This is a genomic window from Methanosarcina thermophila TM-1 (genome assembly GCF_000969885.1).
Classification (GTDB): domain Archaea; phylum Halobacteriota; class Methanosarcinia; order Methanosarcinales; family Methanosarcinaceae; genus Methanosarcina; species Methanosarcina thermophila.
This window is the reverse complement of the sequence record NZ_CP009501.1, coordinates 762545-780820: the sequence shown is the minus strand read 5'-3', so window position 1 is coordinate 780820 and position 18276 is coordinate 762545. Positions and strand designations below refer to the sequence as shown.

Sequence of the window (18276 nt, the reverse complement as noted above, 5' to 3'; positions counted from 1 at the left end):
CTTTCTCTTAAGGGCAGTCTGTCAGCGCGCCTCCCCAATTACAACTCCCATTTCGGATTTCAGGCGAGGCCCTATTGCTGCAACTATACCTGGACCATCGGTTTTTTCCCGGCACACGATTGCATGTTCCAGCAGCCCCAGGCGCTCGATTTCGTAAATATCCCTTCCGTGGCCTGTTTTTTTAATTGCACTTTTGATTTCCGAGCGCGTTGCTCCGTTAACAGTCACCCTATCAGTAGCTGCTTTTTTCCAGCTCCACCAGAGATCAAGCTGTTTTTTAGTGAAACGAGCTTTTAAATCCTTGTTTGCCTCAATAACCTCGACTTCAACCGGCAAATGGGGTATAAGACCGAACCTTGAGGCAAGCTGTTTTGGCTTTCCACTGCCAAGAGCTTTGAGTTCCCCGGCTTCAACCCTGACAGGTACACCAATATTGACCAGAAAAGCATCCTCTAAAAAAGCCTGGAGAAAGCCCCTGTATACCTTCCCAGGTTCAGCTTTTTGTACAGGCGTCCCGTATCTGGAGGTCAGCAAATTTGCAGACACTTCCTCATCCTCACCTTCAAGAGTAAACTCAGCCCAGTTTTCAGGGGTGATGGATATCTCAACTTTTACCTCAAGATCCTTCAATTCATTCTCAACCAGGGTTTTTAGAAGTTCTGCCATCCTTTCCCGGTTCTTCCCATAAATATGCTGGAGAGTTACAACTTTTATCATATTCTTCCTACCAATTCTCTACTTTTTGCCGGGAGCTGGACATCCCCTCAGTTCCTGAGATACATTTCCAGAAGTTCTTCACTTTCATTCAGGGCTGAGGTGACAATTTCATTAATTGGGCTCTCTGCCCTTTCAATCTGGTTCTGGAGTTTCTTTATATCCCTACTGTAAGGACCAAGTTTCCGGGAAATCGTATCCTTGCTATCTCCCTGTTCCACTGCCTCCCTGTGAATGCTCTCTATTTTACTCCGGAGTTTTTTCACCTTCTCAAGAATCTCTGCACTCAGAGGATCAAGCTCTTCTACCTGTTCAGGCTCTTTCTCTTCTTCCCCGGCTGTAAATTCCTCTTTTTCGACCCCTGTTTCCCGGGACTTTTCTTCCTGAATTTCCGGAGGTTCCTCTGCGATAATATCCCTGAACTCTTTGAGGGCAGCTTCGACTTCTCTCCCGTACTCCGTAAGTTCGACAAACTTTATCCGCCCCTCGAATGTGAATCTTATAAGTCCGCACTGTTCCATTTTCGCGAGGATTCTTGTGGTATGGGCAAAGGTGGAATCTATCTCTTTAGAAATAACAGATGCATAAGTCTTTCCCATCGAGCCAATAAATAGCAGCGCACGGGTGGGCTTTTCCTGCAAGAATAATTTTTCTGCATTTTCATCGGACATAAATATCACATTGGAATTTTCTAGCGGATTACTTCTGGACCTCAATCAAAGGTTTTAAGTATTCTTCAGTGGTTTATATACAATACTGGGAGAGTTTCCTACCTTCATTTGCCTCTCAACTTTTGCTTGAAAATTCATTCAGAAAGCGCCCTGATTATCTTTTTTATTTCCGTTATAGGCGCATTGGTTCGGAACGAGGTTCCGCTGAAATGAGTCCTTGACGCTTCAAATCCGTGAGCCTTAAGGGCTTCTATGAGGGTTTCTATTCCAGTTGCGGAAACTCCGAGTTCTTTACAGATTACATGCTGGTCATAGAACATCGGGATATCGAGTTCGTCCCTGCAGAAGGTAATTAACTTTTTCGCTTTGTCTTTTGTGTTTAGAGGATGCACTTCAAGTTCGGAGATAACCTCATCACAAAATGCCCGTTCCCTGAAGGGTCCAAGCCACAAAGGACCCGCAATCTGTGTGAAAGACCCACAAACAGGGCAATCATTCTTGATATGTACTGCAAGTCCATACACTGACCCTCGAAACCCACATGTCGGACAGTGAATGCTGAAACCCATTGACTCTAGAGTTTTATCAGTATGTTTTGTTCCGGGAAGAACTTTGAGATAAGTGCGAACATAGTGACGTGTCACATGGGAAATAAGGGGTAACATTCCTTTTTCGTGCTTTGCAAGCTCTCTGGCACAGGCTCCCAGGAGAACTCGAAGCCCCATCTCACTGTGGTATTCCGTGTTAAGAGGCACGGCTGCATATTTTCTTATCCCGGCTCTCAGATGAGCTCCGCATAACGGGGCTGTGTCCGTTGCCGTAACCGACAGCAGATTTTTGACCGAGGCCGACGCCGCGTCCAGGAAAGGTGAAGGAGTGCCGAATGGATCAATATCCACGATATGAAACTTTTGCTCGTGAAGCAATACATTTGCATTCTTGCGGGTAGCCAAGGTTCTTTCCTCAAGCCCGTTAATTTTGATGTTTTCTTTTATCGTTTCAAACGCATCTGAATTCCAGTCATTCATGGTAGCATGGATACCTACTTCACCTGCAATCCTTAGTCCCCTTATCCCTGACGCCGAAAAAGCGTCCACGTAACGGATTTCTTCCCTGAGAAGCTCTTTTCTCGAAAGGAGCCTTTTCACAAATGCAGCTGTAACTGCAACGTTAATATCGCGGTTAAGCTCCATCTCCGGATTATAAAAAACCGGAGCTGCCGACGGAGGGAAGGCTGCATCCTGAGGCGGTACTGGAACTAAAACCTTTGTTGTGCCTTCAACTATAGTTTTATACATCATTTGAGACTGCTATACTTTGGGATATTATTTTACAGTAATGGTCATCTGCATCTTGGGATAGCCTTTTACACTGAAATTATAGCTGCCCGGTTCAGTGAATGTATACTCAAAGGTATCTCCGTAAACAAGCCTTTGATCCTCAAAAAGATACTCCCTGCTGGTAAGGAAAAGCACACTGGATTCCTGATAATTTCTCCATATAACCGTTTCTCCAGTATTGATTTCCAGTCTTGGGGGAATCATAAGATAATCCTTAAGCCTTACAGGATGTGTGGTTGGGACGGCTCCACCTGACTGTACATCTCCAGCCTGTCCTCCTTCTTCCGTCCATTCTTCAGTTTGCCCTGCCTCAGCTTCTTCCCCAGCTCCTGGAATTGCTGTATCTTGCGGTGTTCCCAGTTCTTCCTGAGTTTCTGTTTCTGTCTGTGTCTCAAGCTCTTCCTGTGCTACCGTCTCCGCTGGAGTTCCCATTTCTTCCGCTGTCCACATTTCGTCTTCAGTTTCCGTTTCTTCTGCTGTCCACATCTCTTTCTGCGTTCCTGGGGGTGTTGTCATTTGTCTCGGTCTTTGTGAGCCTCCTGAACTGCCGCCTGCCTCCTGATCTTCCTCTTCATTTTCCTCATCCCCCGAACTCAGGCAGCCTGAAATTACTACTGACAGAACTATTAGGAGTAGAATTATTTTGTTTGTTCCCAATCGCCTCCCCCTTATTTAGTAATCTTCTTTTGTATTCCTAACTTAATATAAGCCGTTTATAAATAATAACGCTTTCTTATAACAGTTCATTAAGCTGGAGTTATTCTTGAGATATGGGCACGGATTCTGAGTGATAAGTACTGATATGGATGACATAATACTGAAGTGAGCTTAGTGTTACTTTGTATACTGCTTAGAAACTGCAGCATTAAAAGTCTCAGTTTTCAACTCCAACCCTGATATCCAGAAAATCTTCCAGTTCTTTTGACAATGCACCAAGCTTCAGATTTACCAGTGTATTTATCCTGCGATACTGCGGAAAAGGCAAGGTGTATTACGAATTCTGTAGTCTAGCTGTCAGGTAAAATCCCTATATACCGGAGCCGTGAAACAAAAAAACAATAAGTATTTTGGAGAATGCAAATAAAAGGTGTGCTCAGGAAATCCGGCTTTAAAAAGTATTAAAAATAGATTTGCCAGGAGGTCTCCCGGCAGCTGTTTTTAGTTATAAATAGCTATTATTTAGGGTTCAACCACACTAACAGTAACATTCATTCTGGGCTGACCGACAACGCTGAAGTGGTATTCCCCGGTCTCATTGAAGGTATAGGTAAAAGAACGCTTGTACACAAGATTTGTGTTATTAAAGAGATTTTCTTCACTTACAAGTGTAAAAACCCTTCTCGGGCTGTCCTCCCAGTTTAACCAGACAACCCTATCTCCTTGCTTAATCTCAAGACTTGATGGGCGTGCCATATTATTATCCAGCCTTATGGTATATGTAGCCGGTCTTCTATCAGAAGTTGTAACCCCGCCTGTTTCCTCGGTTTCATTTTCTTCCGGTGTTTCAGCTTCTACGGCAGTTACATTTTCCTCTGGTGTTTCAGTTTCTACAGCAGTTATATTTTCCTCTGGTGTTTCAGTTTCTACAGCAGTTACATTTTCTTCCGGTGTTTCAGTTTCTACAGGAGTACCATTTTCATCTGGCGAAGGCTGTTCGTCCCCTGCGCATCCTGAAAATAAAACGACGCCAAATATAAGAAGCAACACAATTAATTTTGTTTTCATTTTATTCCCCACCGCTTGCGGTTATAAAATTTCCGAAGCTAATACCTCAGCTCGAAATTCCATGCAATTATAAGCTAATATTTGATTTGATGCTTGACTATTCAGATTTTTAGCTTCCTTAGTCTTTATAAGACCCGGTATTTTATAGTATTGCAGCCCTTCTTTAAGGGCATTTCAAATCTGATTTTTCTTTTTCAAGATTACCCGTACATATAAATATACTTTTCACTCTTTTTGAATTGCTCTTACTACTTTGAGTAAGTATTCCTTTCAAAAACTCTTGAAGCTTGCTTTCACCCCACAGCTTTAGCTTACTTATTAAATAATTTTAATTTACTGCTCGCGTGTAAAGATATTCGCTAATGGGCAGTAACTGTGAGGATCGCATTCACTGCTTATCAAGTGTAGACATCACAGGAGATCTGGAGTATCAATTCTAAGATCATAAAATACTTTTACTGAAAACAAATCCACTTCAAAGCTTTGTTCATATGCTGTTCCATAAAAGTAAAGCAAGAGTCCCTATAACTGCAATTATCCCAAAAGTATTTCTTGCAAGGGTAAAAAGGCTGGAAGAACCAGAGATTTTCGAAATCAGAATTTTGTTAACCGTACCCATAATGCTTGCAAGCACCGCAGTGTTAGCTGCAGTTATATAGGAGATATTTCCGCTTACGGCGAGTAAAGTTACAGAGACAATTACTCCAGAACTACTGACGAGAGCCCCGAGGGCGGTGATGTAGATTCCAGCAGTTCCTGCAACTTTATAGGCAAAACTTCCTATTATAAGGATCAATGTAAAAGCAGTACCGAACTTGAATGCCTGACCAAGCGAGAAAGGAGATTCGATTTTAAGCTCTTCTCCTCCTATCGAGCAGAATTTCTTATTATACCTCAGAGCCATTAATATCGAAACAAGAATTATCACGGTATGGACAGGAAGCATAGATAAAGTAATCTGACCAGTTGGGTCAACTATCAGAGCTAACACAAGATTCCTTATGAGCATGGAAATATTGCAGAGCAGGATTCCGGTAAGCACAGGGTCGGCCATTTCCTTTGCTCGTTTAGAGAGACCCGCAAGTGCAGCTGTTGTGGCTTCACTGTTCACAAAGCCACCTACAAAGCCAGAATAACAGATTCCGCTTGTTGTACCGAACTTTCTCAAGAGTACATAGCTTAAAAAACTGATAAGTGAAACAAGAATTACAATAAGGATTGCAGACCTGAAGTTTATAACTCCGAAGAACTCTCTATCCGGCATCACAGGATAAAGTATAAAAGCCACAGCCAGAAACTGTATGGCATTGTAAAGTTCCTCTTTTGTCAGGCTTCCTACAAACTGGTGAAGAGGTTTCTTCTGGATCAGAAGAATAGCTACAACTATTGAAGAGACTATAGCAAACATGCCGTAGTCATAGCCTACAAGTACACCCACCACAAAAATGAAGAAGAGGCTGATAGGGCTGGTAACTCCTATCCGTTTGAAGAGAAAAATCTTGGAATAAGTGACTATGGAACAGACTGCCCCGATGAAAAGCGCAGCTACGTAAACAAAACCCTGTCCTGTTGCCTCGCTTACGTAAGCAGTTAACATGCCTGTTATGCAGGTTATGCTGTAAGTTCTCACACCGGCAAAGATTTCATGCTCAATTGCTCTATGCTCCCTTTCTATACCCACCATTATTCCAATCAGAAAGGATATGGCAAGCTTCGTCATGAAATCCATAAAAACCGGATCGAAACCTAAATCTTCAATAATACCCGTAGCTCAACCTCTATTATCTTTCGATCTATAAAGTTCAGAATTAGGTTTTAAGGAAACCATATTTGAAATTCATATTTAAGGTATTTAAAATCCTTATCTAAACTCTCAATTTAACTTATTTAAATTCTATCCATCTGCTCCGGCATCGGTCATACAATCCTATTATTCACATTTCTCTTAGTGATTTTCAATATGCCTGTGCCTGGTTATTATGCCAGTTAAATCTGCAGGTAAATAAATGAGAGTACTAAAGCAAATGATAGTTTGATAGGACGAATGATCATGGGTAGTCAGATGAATAAAGTTAATATTGATTCTGCAAATGAGATTGATTAGCGAGCTAAAACAAAAATATAATTATATAGTATGGGTGTCCCTGGTAATGAATTTAGCCCTTGAAAAAAGAAAAAGGTTGAGTGTATATTGAAAAACCTGTGTGAGATTTCCTGAGGTGTTCATAAACCTGAGAAAAATCTTTTCAGGTGAATATTAACCCGGAAACTTCATAGTCTATTCCCTACAATATACAATTCCCGGTAAAGCCTGCCAGGTCTGGGTGAAGCTGATTATAGATTGACATTTCACATTATTGAATCGGGTATCTTATACCTCTACAAATTCGACCTCAATGGGTTTGCCTTCCGGTTCTTGAAGGTGAACAAGGGCGCAGGAACCTTTGGAAGCTTCGCCAGGGTTTAGCACTACGGTTTTTCCAACTTTCTCCAGACCTTTTGCCTCATGGATATGCCCGCAGATTATCAGATCTACCCTGTCAACGAATTTCTGGATAGCCTTACTGCCCACGTGCCCGAAAGGAAGTTCATCTCGTGCGCCATGGGGGGGAGCATGAGTCAGAAGTACTATGGTTCCACACTCACCTGCATTTTCGGCAGAGCAGACCATTCCTTCAAGGGCTTTCTCAATTTCCTCTTCTGAAAGCTCAAATGGTGTGTTGAAAGGGGTGGGATTTGAGCCGCCAAGCCCTATAAAACTGATATTTCCTATTTGCTCAATCTTCCCGTGCAGATTCGTAGCCTTTGAGGCGTCAAGGGCATTCAAAATACTTCTCTGATCACAATTTCCAGGAATTGCCAGCACGGGCTTATCAAAGAGTTCCATCAGTTCTTCTACCTTCTCATCGGGTCCGAAATGAGTAATATCTCCGACAATAACCGCCAGGTCGAAATCTCCTGCCTTTTCCATCATTTTCCTTATCTTCGAATAATCCCCATGGGGATCAGAAATAGCCAGTATCTTCATCCTTATCCGGTCCTGTTATTCAAATTATTCAAAAGATCCTAAGGCTGCCTTTTTGATAAATCTTTTTTCTAAAAAGGTTTTGATAAAACTTTTTTCTAAAAATTTTTTGATAAAACTTTTTTCTAAAAAGTTTTTGATAAAACTTTTTTCTAAAAAGTTTTTGATAAAACTTTTTCCTAAAAAGGTTTGCGTACATCTTTTATATCTCTTAGTAAATTATAGTGCCCATGCGCGATATCGTTATTATAGGGCATAAGGCAAAGACAGACGGCGATTTTTCTTTAAACGATCTTCCTGGTTCCGCTGGAAGAATGGATATCCTTTGCCGCTGTGTGAGTTCTGCCCTTTTTCTCTCCTTCGGAATGCGCAGGGATGTAAATGTACACTTGCTGCTTCTTGGAGAACCTGACCCAGGAAAAATTATCAGGTTTGAAGGGCTTCACCTGAGATATCTCAATCCAGACGAGCGAAGCAGCGGTTCTCTTATCCAGAAAGCCCTTAAAAAGGATGCAACTGAGCAAGATATTCGTTCCACTCCAGGCGTCTGGATTCGCAGGGGAGACCTTGGTTTCCTGCTCTCGAAGTTTGAGGGGCGCACCCTTTTCTACCTGAGAGAGGACGGCGAGGACATCAGGGCAATTGCAAATGAGATTCGGGACCCTGTCTTCTTCTTGGGAGACCATATAGGGGTTACCGAAGAAGAGGAAAAGCAGCTTCTTAAGGCAGGGGCGAAAATTATCTCGGTGGGTCCTCTTTCCCTTCACTCCAATCACTGCATAACCCTTGTGCATAATGAGCTGGACAGAGCTGAAGCGCAAAGAGGGGAATTGCCCGGAGAAATCGAACGCAGGATTGAGAACTAAGTTGAAATCCCTAAATTTATTCCAACACAAAAATTATATTCCACCTCCCTGTATCAGAATAGAAACTTATCTGGAGAAATCTTTCCGAATACTTTTTCCGGAAATCCATGTTTCCTAAGTTTTGCCTTTGCAGGGACTGGCAGTAACATATCGTCTTAAAGACAGTTGCCCTCACCCAGTATTTGTCCCTCATTTCCTGATTATTCACTCAGGTCTATTCCCGAACAAAGAGCTTGAAGAAAGTGAAAGAAAATGGATGTACTTGAAATCTCAAAAAAGATTCTTCACGAAGGTCCCGTATGTGACAACTGCCTGGGTCGCCAGTTTGCAAAACTGTCCACCGGCCTGAGCAACAGAGAACGTGGGCAGGCACTGAAACTAGCCCTTGCCCTGGAAGGGGACCGAATCTACAAAACTGAAAATGACGATTCTCTTCTTAGGGAGCTTGCCCCTTGCAGTGAGCTTGCAAGAAAAACACTTGGAATCATGGGTGAAGATGAACAGTGCTGGGTTTGCCTTGACCAGTTCAAAAAACTGGACGAGTGGGCTGATAAAGCTGCAAAAGCCCTTGAGGGTCTTGAATACTCAACATTCCTCGTGGGCACAAAGGTTAGTGGGCTTCTGAGTGAGAACGAAGAGATACTCTGGGCAGAGATAGGAACTGCATACGCTGAACAGCTTAAGAGCGAGCTTAACAGGGAAGTGGGTAAAAGAATAGCTGAAAAAGTCCAGAAAGATGTGGATTTTGAGAACCCTGACATCACAATTACCCTTGAACTTGCAAGAAACGAGGTTGAACTCCAGATCCGCTCGGTATATATTCTGGGGCGCTATCGCAAACTGGTCAGGGGAATCCCCCAGACTCGCTGGCCGTGCAGGAAATGCAAGGGAAAGGGATGCGAAAGATGCGGTTTTACAGGGAAGCAGTACCCGGAATCCGTAGACGAGCTTATAAAAGGGCCTGTAGTCGAAGCTTTCCAGGCAGTAGATACGGCTTTTCACGGTTCAGGCAGAGAAGATATCGATGCCCTGATGCTTGGCAGTGGAAGGCCTTTTATAGTGGAAGCAAAATCCCCTAAAAAACGCAGCGCAGATCTTGAAGCCCTCATGAGAGATATCAACGAAAAAGCTGCAGGAAAGGTTGAGGTAAGCGAGCTTACCTTCACTGGAAAAGATATGATTGAGACCCTGAAAAGCTCAAAGGCGGATAAAACTTATAAGCTTAAAGTTACATTTAAAGAGCCTGTTTCAGAGGAAAAGCTTAAATCCAGTCTTGAGGCTTTAAGTGGCGCAGAAATCTCCCAGCAAACTCCAAAGCGTGTGGTTCACAGACGAGCCGACCTTATCAGGAAGAGGCGCGTACATAGTATCAGGCTTGAGGAACTGACAGATGAGGGCTACGCTTACATAACAGTAAATTGCGAAGGCGGACTGTATGTAAAAGAGCTTATTTCCGGAGATGAGGGCAGGACAAAACCGAGCCTGAGCGAACTTTTAGGAGTTCCTGCGCTTGTGGAAGATCTTGATGTGATTAACGTTGATATTTAAATTCAATCTGTCAGGTTTATTTAATGCGCAGGTCAGGAGAGTATTGCCTTACTGAACATTTATTTAAATAATATTCATCTTATCTAGAGAAAAATTGTATATACTATTGAGAAATTAATCGAGCATTCTAAGGAGGAACATGCGATGACAAACTCCCACGGCGAAAAACGCTGCACAAGGTACAAGTTACAGAAGACAGTTCGTGAAAGAGGAATTTCCCCTGTAAGCAGGGCAATTCAGGAATTCGAAGTAGGGCAGATGGTTCATATCGACATCGACCCAAGCGTTCAGAAAGGTATGCCCAATCCTAAGTTCCAGGGCTCTACCGGAAAGGTAATCGGGCAGCGTGGCCGTTCGTATATTCTTCAAGTCCGCAACGGAAATGCAATTAAGGAAGTTATTTCTCTTCCTCAGCACCTCAAACCACAGAAATATTAATTCCGATTCCGGGCAGTTAGGTTGTAAAACCTAACCCTTTTTCCTGAGTTTACAGTATGCAGGCTTCTACTGTAGCTTGGGCTACTGCCAGGAATTTATGGAAACTTCCAGGAAATATTGCCTGTAAATAAGTATAGGAAACTCAATCTCCCCCTGAAGGCCTGCTAAAAGGCGAGTGGGAGTTTGAAGAAGCTGCTTTTAAGATTTTATCTCTTATTCTGATACGGGGATATCTATAATTATATATCGGTTGTCAGACATATACCTGAGCCAGATTAGAATACATTATTTGTAATTCAGATCATTGCTAAATACGATCGAATTTCGTGCATAAGCAGTTTTTAAGTCAAAAAGAGTGTATTTCAATGATAGTTAAGGAAGTCCTCAGTGAAGAATTATTGACCTTGGCCGAAGTTAAAGAACTACTTACCAAGATCGCAGACGAGCGCAGGGAGCAGGGGCTTGAGATAGGATACAGTTTCAGAAAAGCCCTGCATCATGCTGAACTGTTTTCAAAAATCAGCGGGGAAAAATCAAGAGAACTGGTTAACAAGTTATTAGAGCTTGAAAAAATGAAGCCTTCAATCGCTATCAGGATCGCAGATATTTTGCCTCAGTCAAGGGACGAAATCCGATCAATCTACGCTAAAGAGAAATATACCCTGAGCAACGAGGAATTGGATCAGATTCTCGATTACGTGCTGGAAGCCATTGAATAAAACTGAGATTAAAAAGGAATAAGCTATATAGCAGTTCTCATCTTGTTGCTTATAAGGGAAGTATTACGAAAATTAAAGTGCTTTAAATTAGGGAATATCTTGATTTGAAATCTTGAAATCGAACACAGAGGACTCTTTGAGTTAGGAAGATGGAGTCCGGGGATGACGGTTACAGGACAGTATAGAATTAGGACAGTATAAAAATTTGAGAATACTCGTAATTTTGTGAATATTCGACAAGTCCAATTAATGGGATAGGTTCCGAACCGAATGAAAGTAAATCTCGTGTGACTCAGGATCAGTTACATCCTGAACACAGATTCCCATGGGATTTTACGTTTATTGATAGGATGTGTGCTGATGAGAGTAGAGAAGTCGCAATCAGAAAGACCGTACGCTGGCAGGTCAGCTGCTGAAAAACCTTCTTATGGCGGCAGGCGTCCAACAGGCAAACCGCAATCAAATAGACAATCAGAGAGAGCTTCACGCTCATCCGGAAAATCCCAGGAAATTTTGCAGGAAAGAGAGGAATATGCATGGGTTCTTGACTACCTCCCATATGGGAAGTCCGTTAATAGCGCCGCTTCATACCAGAAGAAGCCTCTTGTCCAGGCTATAGGAGACAAAAAATTTACCCTTATGGAGCTTGTTCCCAAAAACGGTGTAGTTCCTCAGATTCAATCAAGGGTCTATATAGGCCCTGGAGATCGGGATGAAATCGATCACGTAAAGCAAAGAATAGGTTATTCTGAGCTTACGGCAGGAGCCATTCTTGAACTGCCTTTTATCCTTGAGGCATGTGTCAGGTCTCAGGAGGAGCGCTTTGTAAAATTTTTTAACGAAGCCCGTTCCATAACTACACGCCTGCATATGCTTGATCTTCTGCCCGGGATAGGCAAAAAACTCATGTGGTCTATAATCGATGAGCGCAAAAAAGGAGAATTCAAGAGTTTCCAGGATATCCGTGAGAGAATTCCAAGCCTGCATGACCCGGCTAAAGTCATCGCCAACAGGATTGAAGAAGAACTAAAGGATGATTTCATCAAGTACAGGCTGTTCACAACTCCTCCACGTCGCCAGAAAGCTGAGTGAGCTGTGAACTCTCTCTATTCTATTTTTTATTCAATAACTCAGGAGGTCTCAGCTCTGGTTCGTTCTCTTCTTAAAAAATATAATATAAAAGGAGGCACTTTTGATCAGCATTTTCTGGTCGACACAGACTATCTGGATAGGATAGTAGCTGCTGCTGATCTGAGACCCGAAGATGTTGTGCTTGAAATCGGTGCAGGTATTGGAAACCTTACAGAGAGGCTTGCACGGAAGGCAAAAAAAGTAATTGTAATTGAACTTGACCCTGCTCTAGTCAGGATTCTGCATGACCGTTTTGATGGGGTTGAAAATATCGAGATCATTGCTGGTGATGCTCTTAAAGTAGATTTCCCTGAATTCGATAAGGTCGTTTCAAACCTTCCCTACTCCATCTCTTCGGAGATTACCTTCAAGCTCCTCCGCCATAAATTCAAGCTTGGCATTCTCATGTACCAGTACGAGTTTGCAGCCAGGATGGTTTCCCAGCCCAACTGTAAGGACTATTCGCGTCTTACGGTTGATACGTGCTATTTCGCTGACGCTTCTATTTTGATGAAAGTCCCGAAGAGCGCTTTCCAGCCGGCACCAGAGGTTGATTCTGCAGTTGTTAAACTTGTGCCTCGCCCTGCACCTTTCGAGGTCAAAGACCAGGCTTTTTTCATGGATTTCGTGGCTGCAGTTTTCAGCCAGCGCCGGAAAAAATTGAGAAACGCAATCCTGAATACGAATCATGTGCTCAAAATTCCCAGCGTTAAAGAAGTGGTTGCCCGGCTTCCTGAGGATTTAATGAACAAACGCGCTGAGAACCTGACTCCAGAGGAGCTTGCACAGGTCGCAAACAAGATAGTTGATTTAAAGAAATCAATTCTCGCAGAAGAAACAAAAGAACAATAAAAACCTGGAATTATGGTTGAAATCGAATACAAAAAAGCCAGGATCAGGCTTGGAGACACGAACCTTGTCTATGAGCCTGCCGAAGATTCTTTTTTACTTACCGATGCAGCCCTGATAGAGGCAAAACCAGGTATGCACATCCTTGAAATCGGGACAGGCTCTGGTTTCGTATCAGCCGTACTCCTTGCAAACCTGAAAGACATCCGCCTTATCGCCACCGAGATTAACCCGCACGCTGCACGCTGTGCGAAAATGAATGGGGTTGAGGTTATCCGCACCGACCTTTTCAAAGGGCTAAAACCCCGGCATCCGGAGACTCTTTTTGACCTTATTCTCTTTAACCCGCCCTATCTGCCCACCTCAAGAGAGGAAAAAGTCCCTGGATGGTTAAATTATGCTTTTGACGGCGGAACCAGTGGAAGAGATACTCTGAACCATTTTCTGGATGAAGTAAAGAATTATCTCAAGCCAGGAGGGGAAATTCTTGTGCTTATCTCCTCTATTACCGGGCTGGAAGCGGTTAAGGGTAAAATGGAGAAATTAGGGTTTGCGGTTGAGGTTGTGGCAAGAAAAAAGGTTTCTTTTGAGGAATTGATGGTTATCCGGGGAAAATTAACGTGAATTCCTGATAATAACTCCTAAAATTATTTTTATCCAATCGCTCAGACTTAAGAAATGATCCAGAAGTTATTCTGCTTTTACTCTGTTTTATTTTAAGTATTAAGTCCCTGTTTTACAGCAGAATTAAACATAAATTTTCATTTTCAATGCGCCTGTTAAAGACTTGCAGGAGCATTTTAAGGATCTTTCCACACAAAGTTCTATATTCTATTACGGAATTACTAACGCTCCCGAAAATAAGTTAAAATTGACAGATTGTAAACGCTGTTAACCTGAATGCGTTTGCATGGGTTTAACTGGAGATAAAAACTGGATGTATTATGATGAAGCCGCAGACGCGGTTCTAAAGACCCTGAACACATCCGAAAACGGACTGAGTTCGGGAGAAGCGAAGAACCGGCTTGAAAAATACGGAAAAAACGAACTTAAAGAAGAAGAAAAGACCTCGGTTGTAAAGCTTTTTCTTTCTCAATTCAAAAGTTTCCTTATTATAATTTTGATCGCTGCAGCACTTGTTTCTGCTTTCCTTGGAGAGCTTATTGATGCTTTTGTTATCCTGTTTACCGTGTTCCTTGCTGGCGTGCTTGGTTTTGTTCAGGAATACAGGGCAGAAGAGTCAATAAAACTTTTGAAGGCACTTACCAGCCCAGAAGCTCTTGTTATAAGGGACGGGAAAGAAGTGAAAATTCCGTCTTCCCTGCTTGTTCCGGGCGATATTTTAGTTTTGCAGGCAGGAGATCGGATTCCTGCGGATGCAAGGCTTCTTGAAGCCCTCTCCCTGGAGATAGATGAGTCCTCACTCACCGGAGAATCAATTCCTGTGGGAAAATGTACAGACATCTTTCCTACCGAAACCCCACAGCCTGACAGGAAAAACATGGTTTACACAGGAACCTCGGTCACCTACGGCAGGGGTAAAGCCGTTGTTACGGCAACCGGCATGAATACGGCTTTCGGGAAACTTGCCGGGCTTCTGGGTGAAATCGAAAGGGAGAGAACACCCCTTCAGGAAAAACTTGACCAGTTCGGGCGCTGGCTCGGGACTGCAACCCTTATAGTCGTGGCTTTTGTGGCTATACTCGGAATTTTCCAGGGCTTTGATCCTTTTGAGATGTTTCTCTGGGGAGTTGCCCTTGCGGTTGCGGCTATCCCCGAAGCTCTCCCTGCGGTTGTGACAGTCGGGCTTGCGCTTGGTGTTCGGAGAATGGTAAAGAGGCACGCACTTATAAGAAGATTGCCATCAGTAGAAACACTTGGCTCTACCAATATTATTTGCACCGATAAGACCGGGACGCTTACCCAGAACAAGATGACTGTTGAAAAGGTGTACGTGAATGGAACCCTCTTGAGTGTTACTGGCGAAGGATATAAACCTGCAGGGGATTTCTTCAACGGGGACAAACCTGTTTCTGAAGACGTGCATCTTCACAGGCTGCTGATTGCAGGAGCTCTCTGTAACGATGCAGGACTGTTTGAGGAAAATGGAGTATGGGATATTACAGGTGACCCTACAGAAGGCGCTCTTGTAGTTGTGGCAGCTAAAGAAGGCATCTGGAAAACCGCCCTTGAGGAAAAACACAGGCGCAAAGGAGAAGTTCCTTTTTCTTCCGAGAGGAAGATGATGACCACTCTCAATTTTTCCGAAGATGGGACGTATGCATATTCCAAAGGAGCTCCTGAGGTTATCCTTTCTTCATGCACGAAAATTTTCCTTGGGGGGCGTGAAGAAGAATTAACCTCCGAAAGAAAGCAGGAAATCCTCAATGTAGTAAACGACATGGCAAATCTGACACTTCGGGTTATGGGATTTGCCTACCGCAAGGTTTCGGAAGACACTCTTGCTGAAGACGCTGAAAAAGAAATGGTTTTTGCAGGGCTTATGGGTATGCGTGACCTTCCTAGAGAGGAGGTAAAGACCGCGATTGCTACCTGTACCAGTGCAGGAATCCGGACCGTGATGATTACGGGCGACCACAAGACCACGGCTTTTGCGATTGCAAAGGAACTCGGGATTTTCCGGGAAGGAGATCTTGTCCTCACAGGTGTCGAACTGGATGCGCTTGACAATAAAGAATTCGAAGAAATCGTGGAAAAAGTCTCGGTCTACGCAAGGGTATATCCAGAACACAAGCTGAGAGTTGTTGAGGCACTCAAGAAGAAGGGATACATAGTTGCAATGACCGGAGACGGAGTAAATGACGCTCCTGCCCTGAAAGCAGCAGATATGGGAATAGCTATGGGTATTACAGGTACGGATGTCAGTAAGGAAGCCTCAAGCATGATCCTGACCGATGACAATTTCGCGTCCATCGTGTCGGCAGTCGAAGAGGGCCGGAATATCCTGAAGAATATTAAAAACTTCATTGCATACGGTCTTACCTGTCATATAGGCCTTGTACTTATCGTGCTTGTCGGAGTGCTTGCCTGGCAGACTCTGCCTGTCATTGCGGTTCAGATCCTCTGGATCAACCTTATTACCGATGGCCTGCCTCCAATGGCGCTTTCCCTGGAAGCTCCTGACAGGGGGCTTATGAAGCAGAAACCGGCTAAAGCAAAAGAAGGGCTGGTCTCAAAGCGAATGATTATAGCAAGCCTCGGACTGGGACTTTTAATTGCAATCCAGTCGCTTGGGGTTCTTTACTGGGCTCTCGGTAACGGGACGCCCCTTCCAAAAATTCAGACCTTAATCTTTACCCTAGTAGTTGTTTCACTTATGTTTAACGCCTTTAACTGGCGTTCGGAACGATATTCGGTATTTTCCCTGGGAATCTTTACAAATAAGTCCCTTATCTATGCAGTATTGAGCACAATACTCCTGCAGCTTGCTGCAATCTACGTGCCTTTCATGCAAGTGGCTTTCAGGACTGTTCCACTCTCGCTTTCCGACTGGGCAATGATAATCCCGCTGGCTTCAACCACCCTTATAGCCATGGAGTTTACGAAGTATCTGGAATGGAGAAGGCACAGGTAAAATAAGGGAAGAGAAGCTGGAGAAAACAGAAAAATCTAACTGCATAACTAAGGGAGTAAATGAATAGAACTCGGATTAAAACCCAAATTGACTTAAGATGGAAATAAGGAATGGGTTTGCTTTTGAGCATACCCTGCTCCTTTACTTTATGATTAAAGGAAGTAGTTTTCATTTCTGGGGAGGAATCCTCGACCTGCCAGGTTATCATATTAACTTATGTATAAGTTTCATAAGGTGTGGGCAGCCACAGCAGCCTCTGCATTCACAAGTCCATATCCATACAGGTTGTCCCTTCCTGGAGCCCCAAGGTCTGTAGCTGTTTGTGCAAGCCTGTCTCTTACTTTATCGTTGGTGAAAGATGGGTTTGCTGCCAGAACCAGTGCTGCAGTTCCTGCAACATGAGGGCACGCCATAGATGTCCCATTTAACGACTTCAAGCCATCCTGATAGGAGATTGAGAGTATGTTAACGCCCAGTGCAGTAAGCTCAACAGCTGGACCTGTGCTTGAGAATGAAGCCCTATTATTAAAGGAGTCGACTGCTGCAACTGCTATTACCGAACTATAGGCTCCCGGATAAACTACAGAGTCTCCTGTTCCTTCGATGTTTCCATAATTCCCAGCAGCTGCAATCAGCAGAATTCCGGAATTGTACGCTTGTGAGCACGCTGCTTCCAGTGCTGTCACTCCACTTTTTGAAGCCAGACTCATAGATATTATCTGAATATCGTTTGAGGTGTCTGCATCCTTACGAGTCTCAATTGCCCATTCAATTGCGGCTATCAAGTCGCTGATACTACCGCTTCCTGTACTGTTAACCGTTTTGAGTGAATAGATATTGGCTTCAGGAGCAACGCCGATAACTCCTATATCATTATCTGCCGCAGCAATGATACCAGCACAATGTGTCCCATGCCCGTTATCATCAAGAGGATCGATATCATCGTTTACGAAATCATATCCTCCTTTATAGTTATCATGCAGGTCAGGATGATTATAATTAATTCCGGTGTCTATTATTGCAACGTTGATTCCAGCCCCCTTGTTGCCATTTGTATGTACCAATGGAGCCCCAATTCTGGTTATTCCCCACGTTGCGGTCTCTTCTAATGTACTTACTTCGTAGTCTAGTTCTATGTATGCGATTTTGTTATTCTTTTTCAGATTTTCAATAGCCTGCTCCGGAAGATCAGCAGCTACTGCAGGGATATATTTGTAGCAGTGCGTTACATTTCCATAAAACTGTACAATCTCCGGGTGAGCTTTATCTTTGAAATCTACGATCACCGGCACCGCTCCAGCTGTGGTGATCATTAAACCGCTAATAAAAATTAGCGCCATAAAAAATATTACCTTTCCCCACACAAATATACTAGTATTCTTTATTTTATATAATATTTGCTAAATTATATTACACAATAAACATAATTATTTATGATTGAATATATTAACGCAGGTTCATCTGTATTCCTGTAGCTAAGGCAGTGTACCTATTTCTGTAAATCATAAATCTCAAAAGTTTATTGAATCAAAAAACAGATCAGAATGGGCTAAAACCTTCGCCAGCTCAGAAATTCCAAAGCTAGACTAAAAAATAAAACTGGGCTAAACGAAATAAATAAAAACTGCCTTTGAAAAGCTAAAGTTCCGAAATAT

The 18276-nt window shown here is 43.2% G+C and carries 16 protein-coding genes; 8 read left to right on the top strand and 8 right to left on the bottom strand.

Going from position 1 to position 18276, the window contains the following annotated elements:
• Nucleotides 1-21 precede the first annotated feature (21 nt).
• From MSTHT_RS03320 to MSTHT_RS03290, 7 genes are all read right to left on the bottom strand, one after another.
• Complete coding sequence (locus tag MSTHT_RS03320; protein ID WP_048166554.1) at nucleotides 22-717, bottom strand: DUF2110 family protein; 696 nt, start codon at nucleotides 715-717, stop codon at nucleotides 22-24.
• A gap of 47 nt (nucleotides 718-764) precedes the next feature.
• On the bottom strand, nucleotides 765-1385 hold the full coding sequence (locus MSTHT_RS03315; RefSeq protein WP_048166553.1) for a MarR family winged helix-turn-helix transcriptional regulator: 621 nt from the start codon (nucleotides 1383-1385) through the stop codon (nucleotides 765-767).
• Between the two features lie 134 nt (nucleotides 1386-1519).
• Nucleotides 1520-2686 carry a tRNA (guanine(10)-N(2))-dimethyltransferase gene (locus MSTHT_RS03310; protein WP_048166552.1) on the bottom strand — a complete coding sequence of 389 codons (1167 nt, stop codon included), beginning with the start codon at nucleotides 2684-2686 and terminating at the stop codon, nucleotides 1520-1522.
• Nucleotides 2687-2710: 24 nt separating this feature from the next.
• On the bottom strand, nucleotides 2711-3382 hold the full coding sequence (locus MSTHT_RS03305) for a cupredoxin domain-containing protein (RefSeq protein ID WP_048166551.1): 672 nt from the start codon (nucleotides 3380-3382) through the stop codon (nucleotides 2711-2713).
• A gap of 522 nt (nucleotides 3383-3904) precedes the next feature.
• Nucleotides 3905-4450 (bottom strand): cupredoxin domain-containing protein, encoded by a 546-nt coding sequence (locus MSTHT_RS03300; RefSeq protein WP_048166550.1) that lies wholly within the window; start codon nucleotides 4448-4450, stop codon nucleotides 3905-3907.
• 487 nt (nucleotides 4451-4937) lie between these two features.
• Entirely contained in the window at nucleotides 4938-6179 is a 1242-nt protein-coding gene (locus tag MSTHT_RS03295) for an MgtC/SapB family protein (RefSeq protein ID WP_048166549.1), read from the bottom strand.
• 642 nt (nucleotides 6180-6821) lie between these two features.
• Nucleotides 6822-7478, bottom strand: coding sequence for a metallophosphoesterase (locus MSTHT_RS03290; protein ID WP_048166548.1), 657 nt, complete (start codon nucleotides 7476-7478; stop codon nucleotides 6822-6824).
• A 227-nt stretch (nucleotides 7479-7705) separates the two neighbouring features.
• Here MSTHT_RS03290 and trmY point away from each other — a divergent pair, with 227 nt between their 5' ends.
• The 8 genes from trmY (at nucleotide 7706) to MSTHT_RS03250 (ending at nucleotide 16621) form a co-directional block, all read left to right on the top strand.
• Nucleotides 7706-8341, top strand: coding sequence for a tRNA (pseudouridine(54)-N(1))-methyltransferase TrmY (gene trmY / locus MSTHT_RS03285; RefSeq protein ID WP_048168349.1), 636 nt, complete (start codon nucleotides 7706-7708; stop codon nucleotides 8339-8341).
• Between the two features lie 252 nt (nucleotides 8342-8593).
• A complete protein-coding gene (locus MSTHT_RS03280; protein WP_048166547.1) occupies nucleotides 8594-9889 on the top strand; it encodes a tRNA pseudouridine(54/55) synthase Pus10 in 1296 nt (431 codons plus the stop codon).
• Between the two features lie 144 nt (nucleotides 9890-10033).
• The gene (locus MSTHT_RS03275; protein ID WP_048166546.1) at nucleotides 10034-10327 is read left to right on the top strand and encodes a 50S ribosomal protein L21e; all 294 of its coding nucleotides are present in this window, start codon (nucleotides 10034-10036) and stop codon (nucleotides 10325-10327) included.
• Between the two features lie 365 nt (nucleotides 10328-10692).
• Nucleotides 10693-11046 carry an RNA polymerase Rpb4 family protein gene (locus MSTHT_RS03270; RefSeq protein WP_048166545.1) on the top strand — a complete coding sequence of 118 codons (354 nt, stop codon included), beginning with the start codon at nucleotides 10693-10695 and terminating at the stop codon, nucleotides 11044-11046.
• Nucleotides 11047-11406: 360 nt separating this feature from the next.
• Nucleotides 11407-12138, top strand: coding sequence for a DUF655 domain-containing protein (locus MSTHT_RS03265; protein WP_048166544.1), 732 nt, complete (start codon nucleotides 11407-11409; stop codon nucleotides 12136-12138).
• A 54-nt stretch (nucleotides 12139-12192) separates the two neighbouring features.
• Complete coding sequence (gene rsmA, locus MSTHT_RS03260) at nucleotides 12193-13029, top strand: 16S rRNA (adenine(1518)-N(6)/adenine(1519)-N(6))-dimethyltransferase RsmA (RefSeq protein ID WP_181952235.1); 837 nt, start codon at nucleotides 12193-12195, stop codon at nucleotides 13027-13029.
• Nucleotides 13030-13041: 12 nt separating this feature from the next.
• Nucleotides 13042-13650 carry a HemK2/MTQ2 family protein methyltransferase gene (locus MSTHT_RS03255; protein WP_048166543.1) on the top strand — a complete coding sequence of 203 codons (609 nt, stop codon included), beginning with the start codon at nucleotides 13042-13044 and terminating at the stop codon, nucleotides 13648-13650.
• A 286-nt stretch (nucleotides 13651-13936) separates the two neighbouring features.
• Nucleotides 13937-16621, top strand: coding sequence for a calcium-transporting P-type ATPase, PMR1-type (locus MSTHT_RS03250; RefSeq protein ID WP_231588174.1), 2685 nt, complete (start codon nucleotides 13937-13939; stop codon nucleotides 16619-16621).
• A 227-nt stretch (nucleotides 16622-16848) separates the two neighbouring features.
• On the opposite strand, the gene MSTHT_RS03245 is transcribed toward MSTHT_RS03250, so the two are convergent.
• Nucleotides 16849-17934, bottom strand: a complete 1086-nt coding sequence (locus MSTHT_RS03245) for a S8 family peptidase (RefSeq protein ID WP_197071761.1) — start codon at nucleotides 17932-17934, stop codon at nucleotides 16849-16851.
• Nucleotides 17935-18276: the final 342 nt, after the last annotated feature.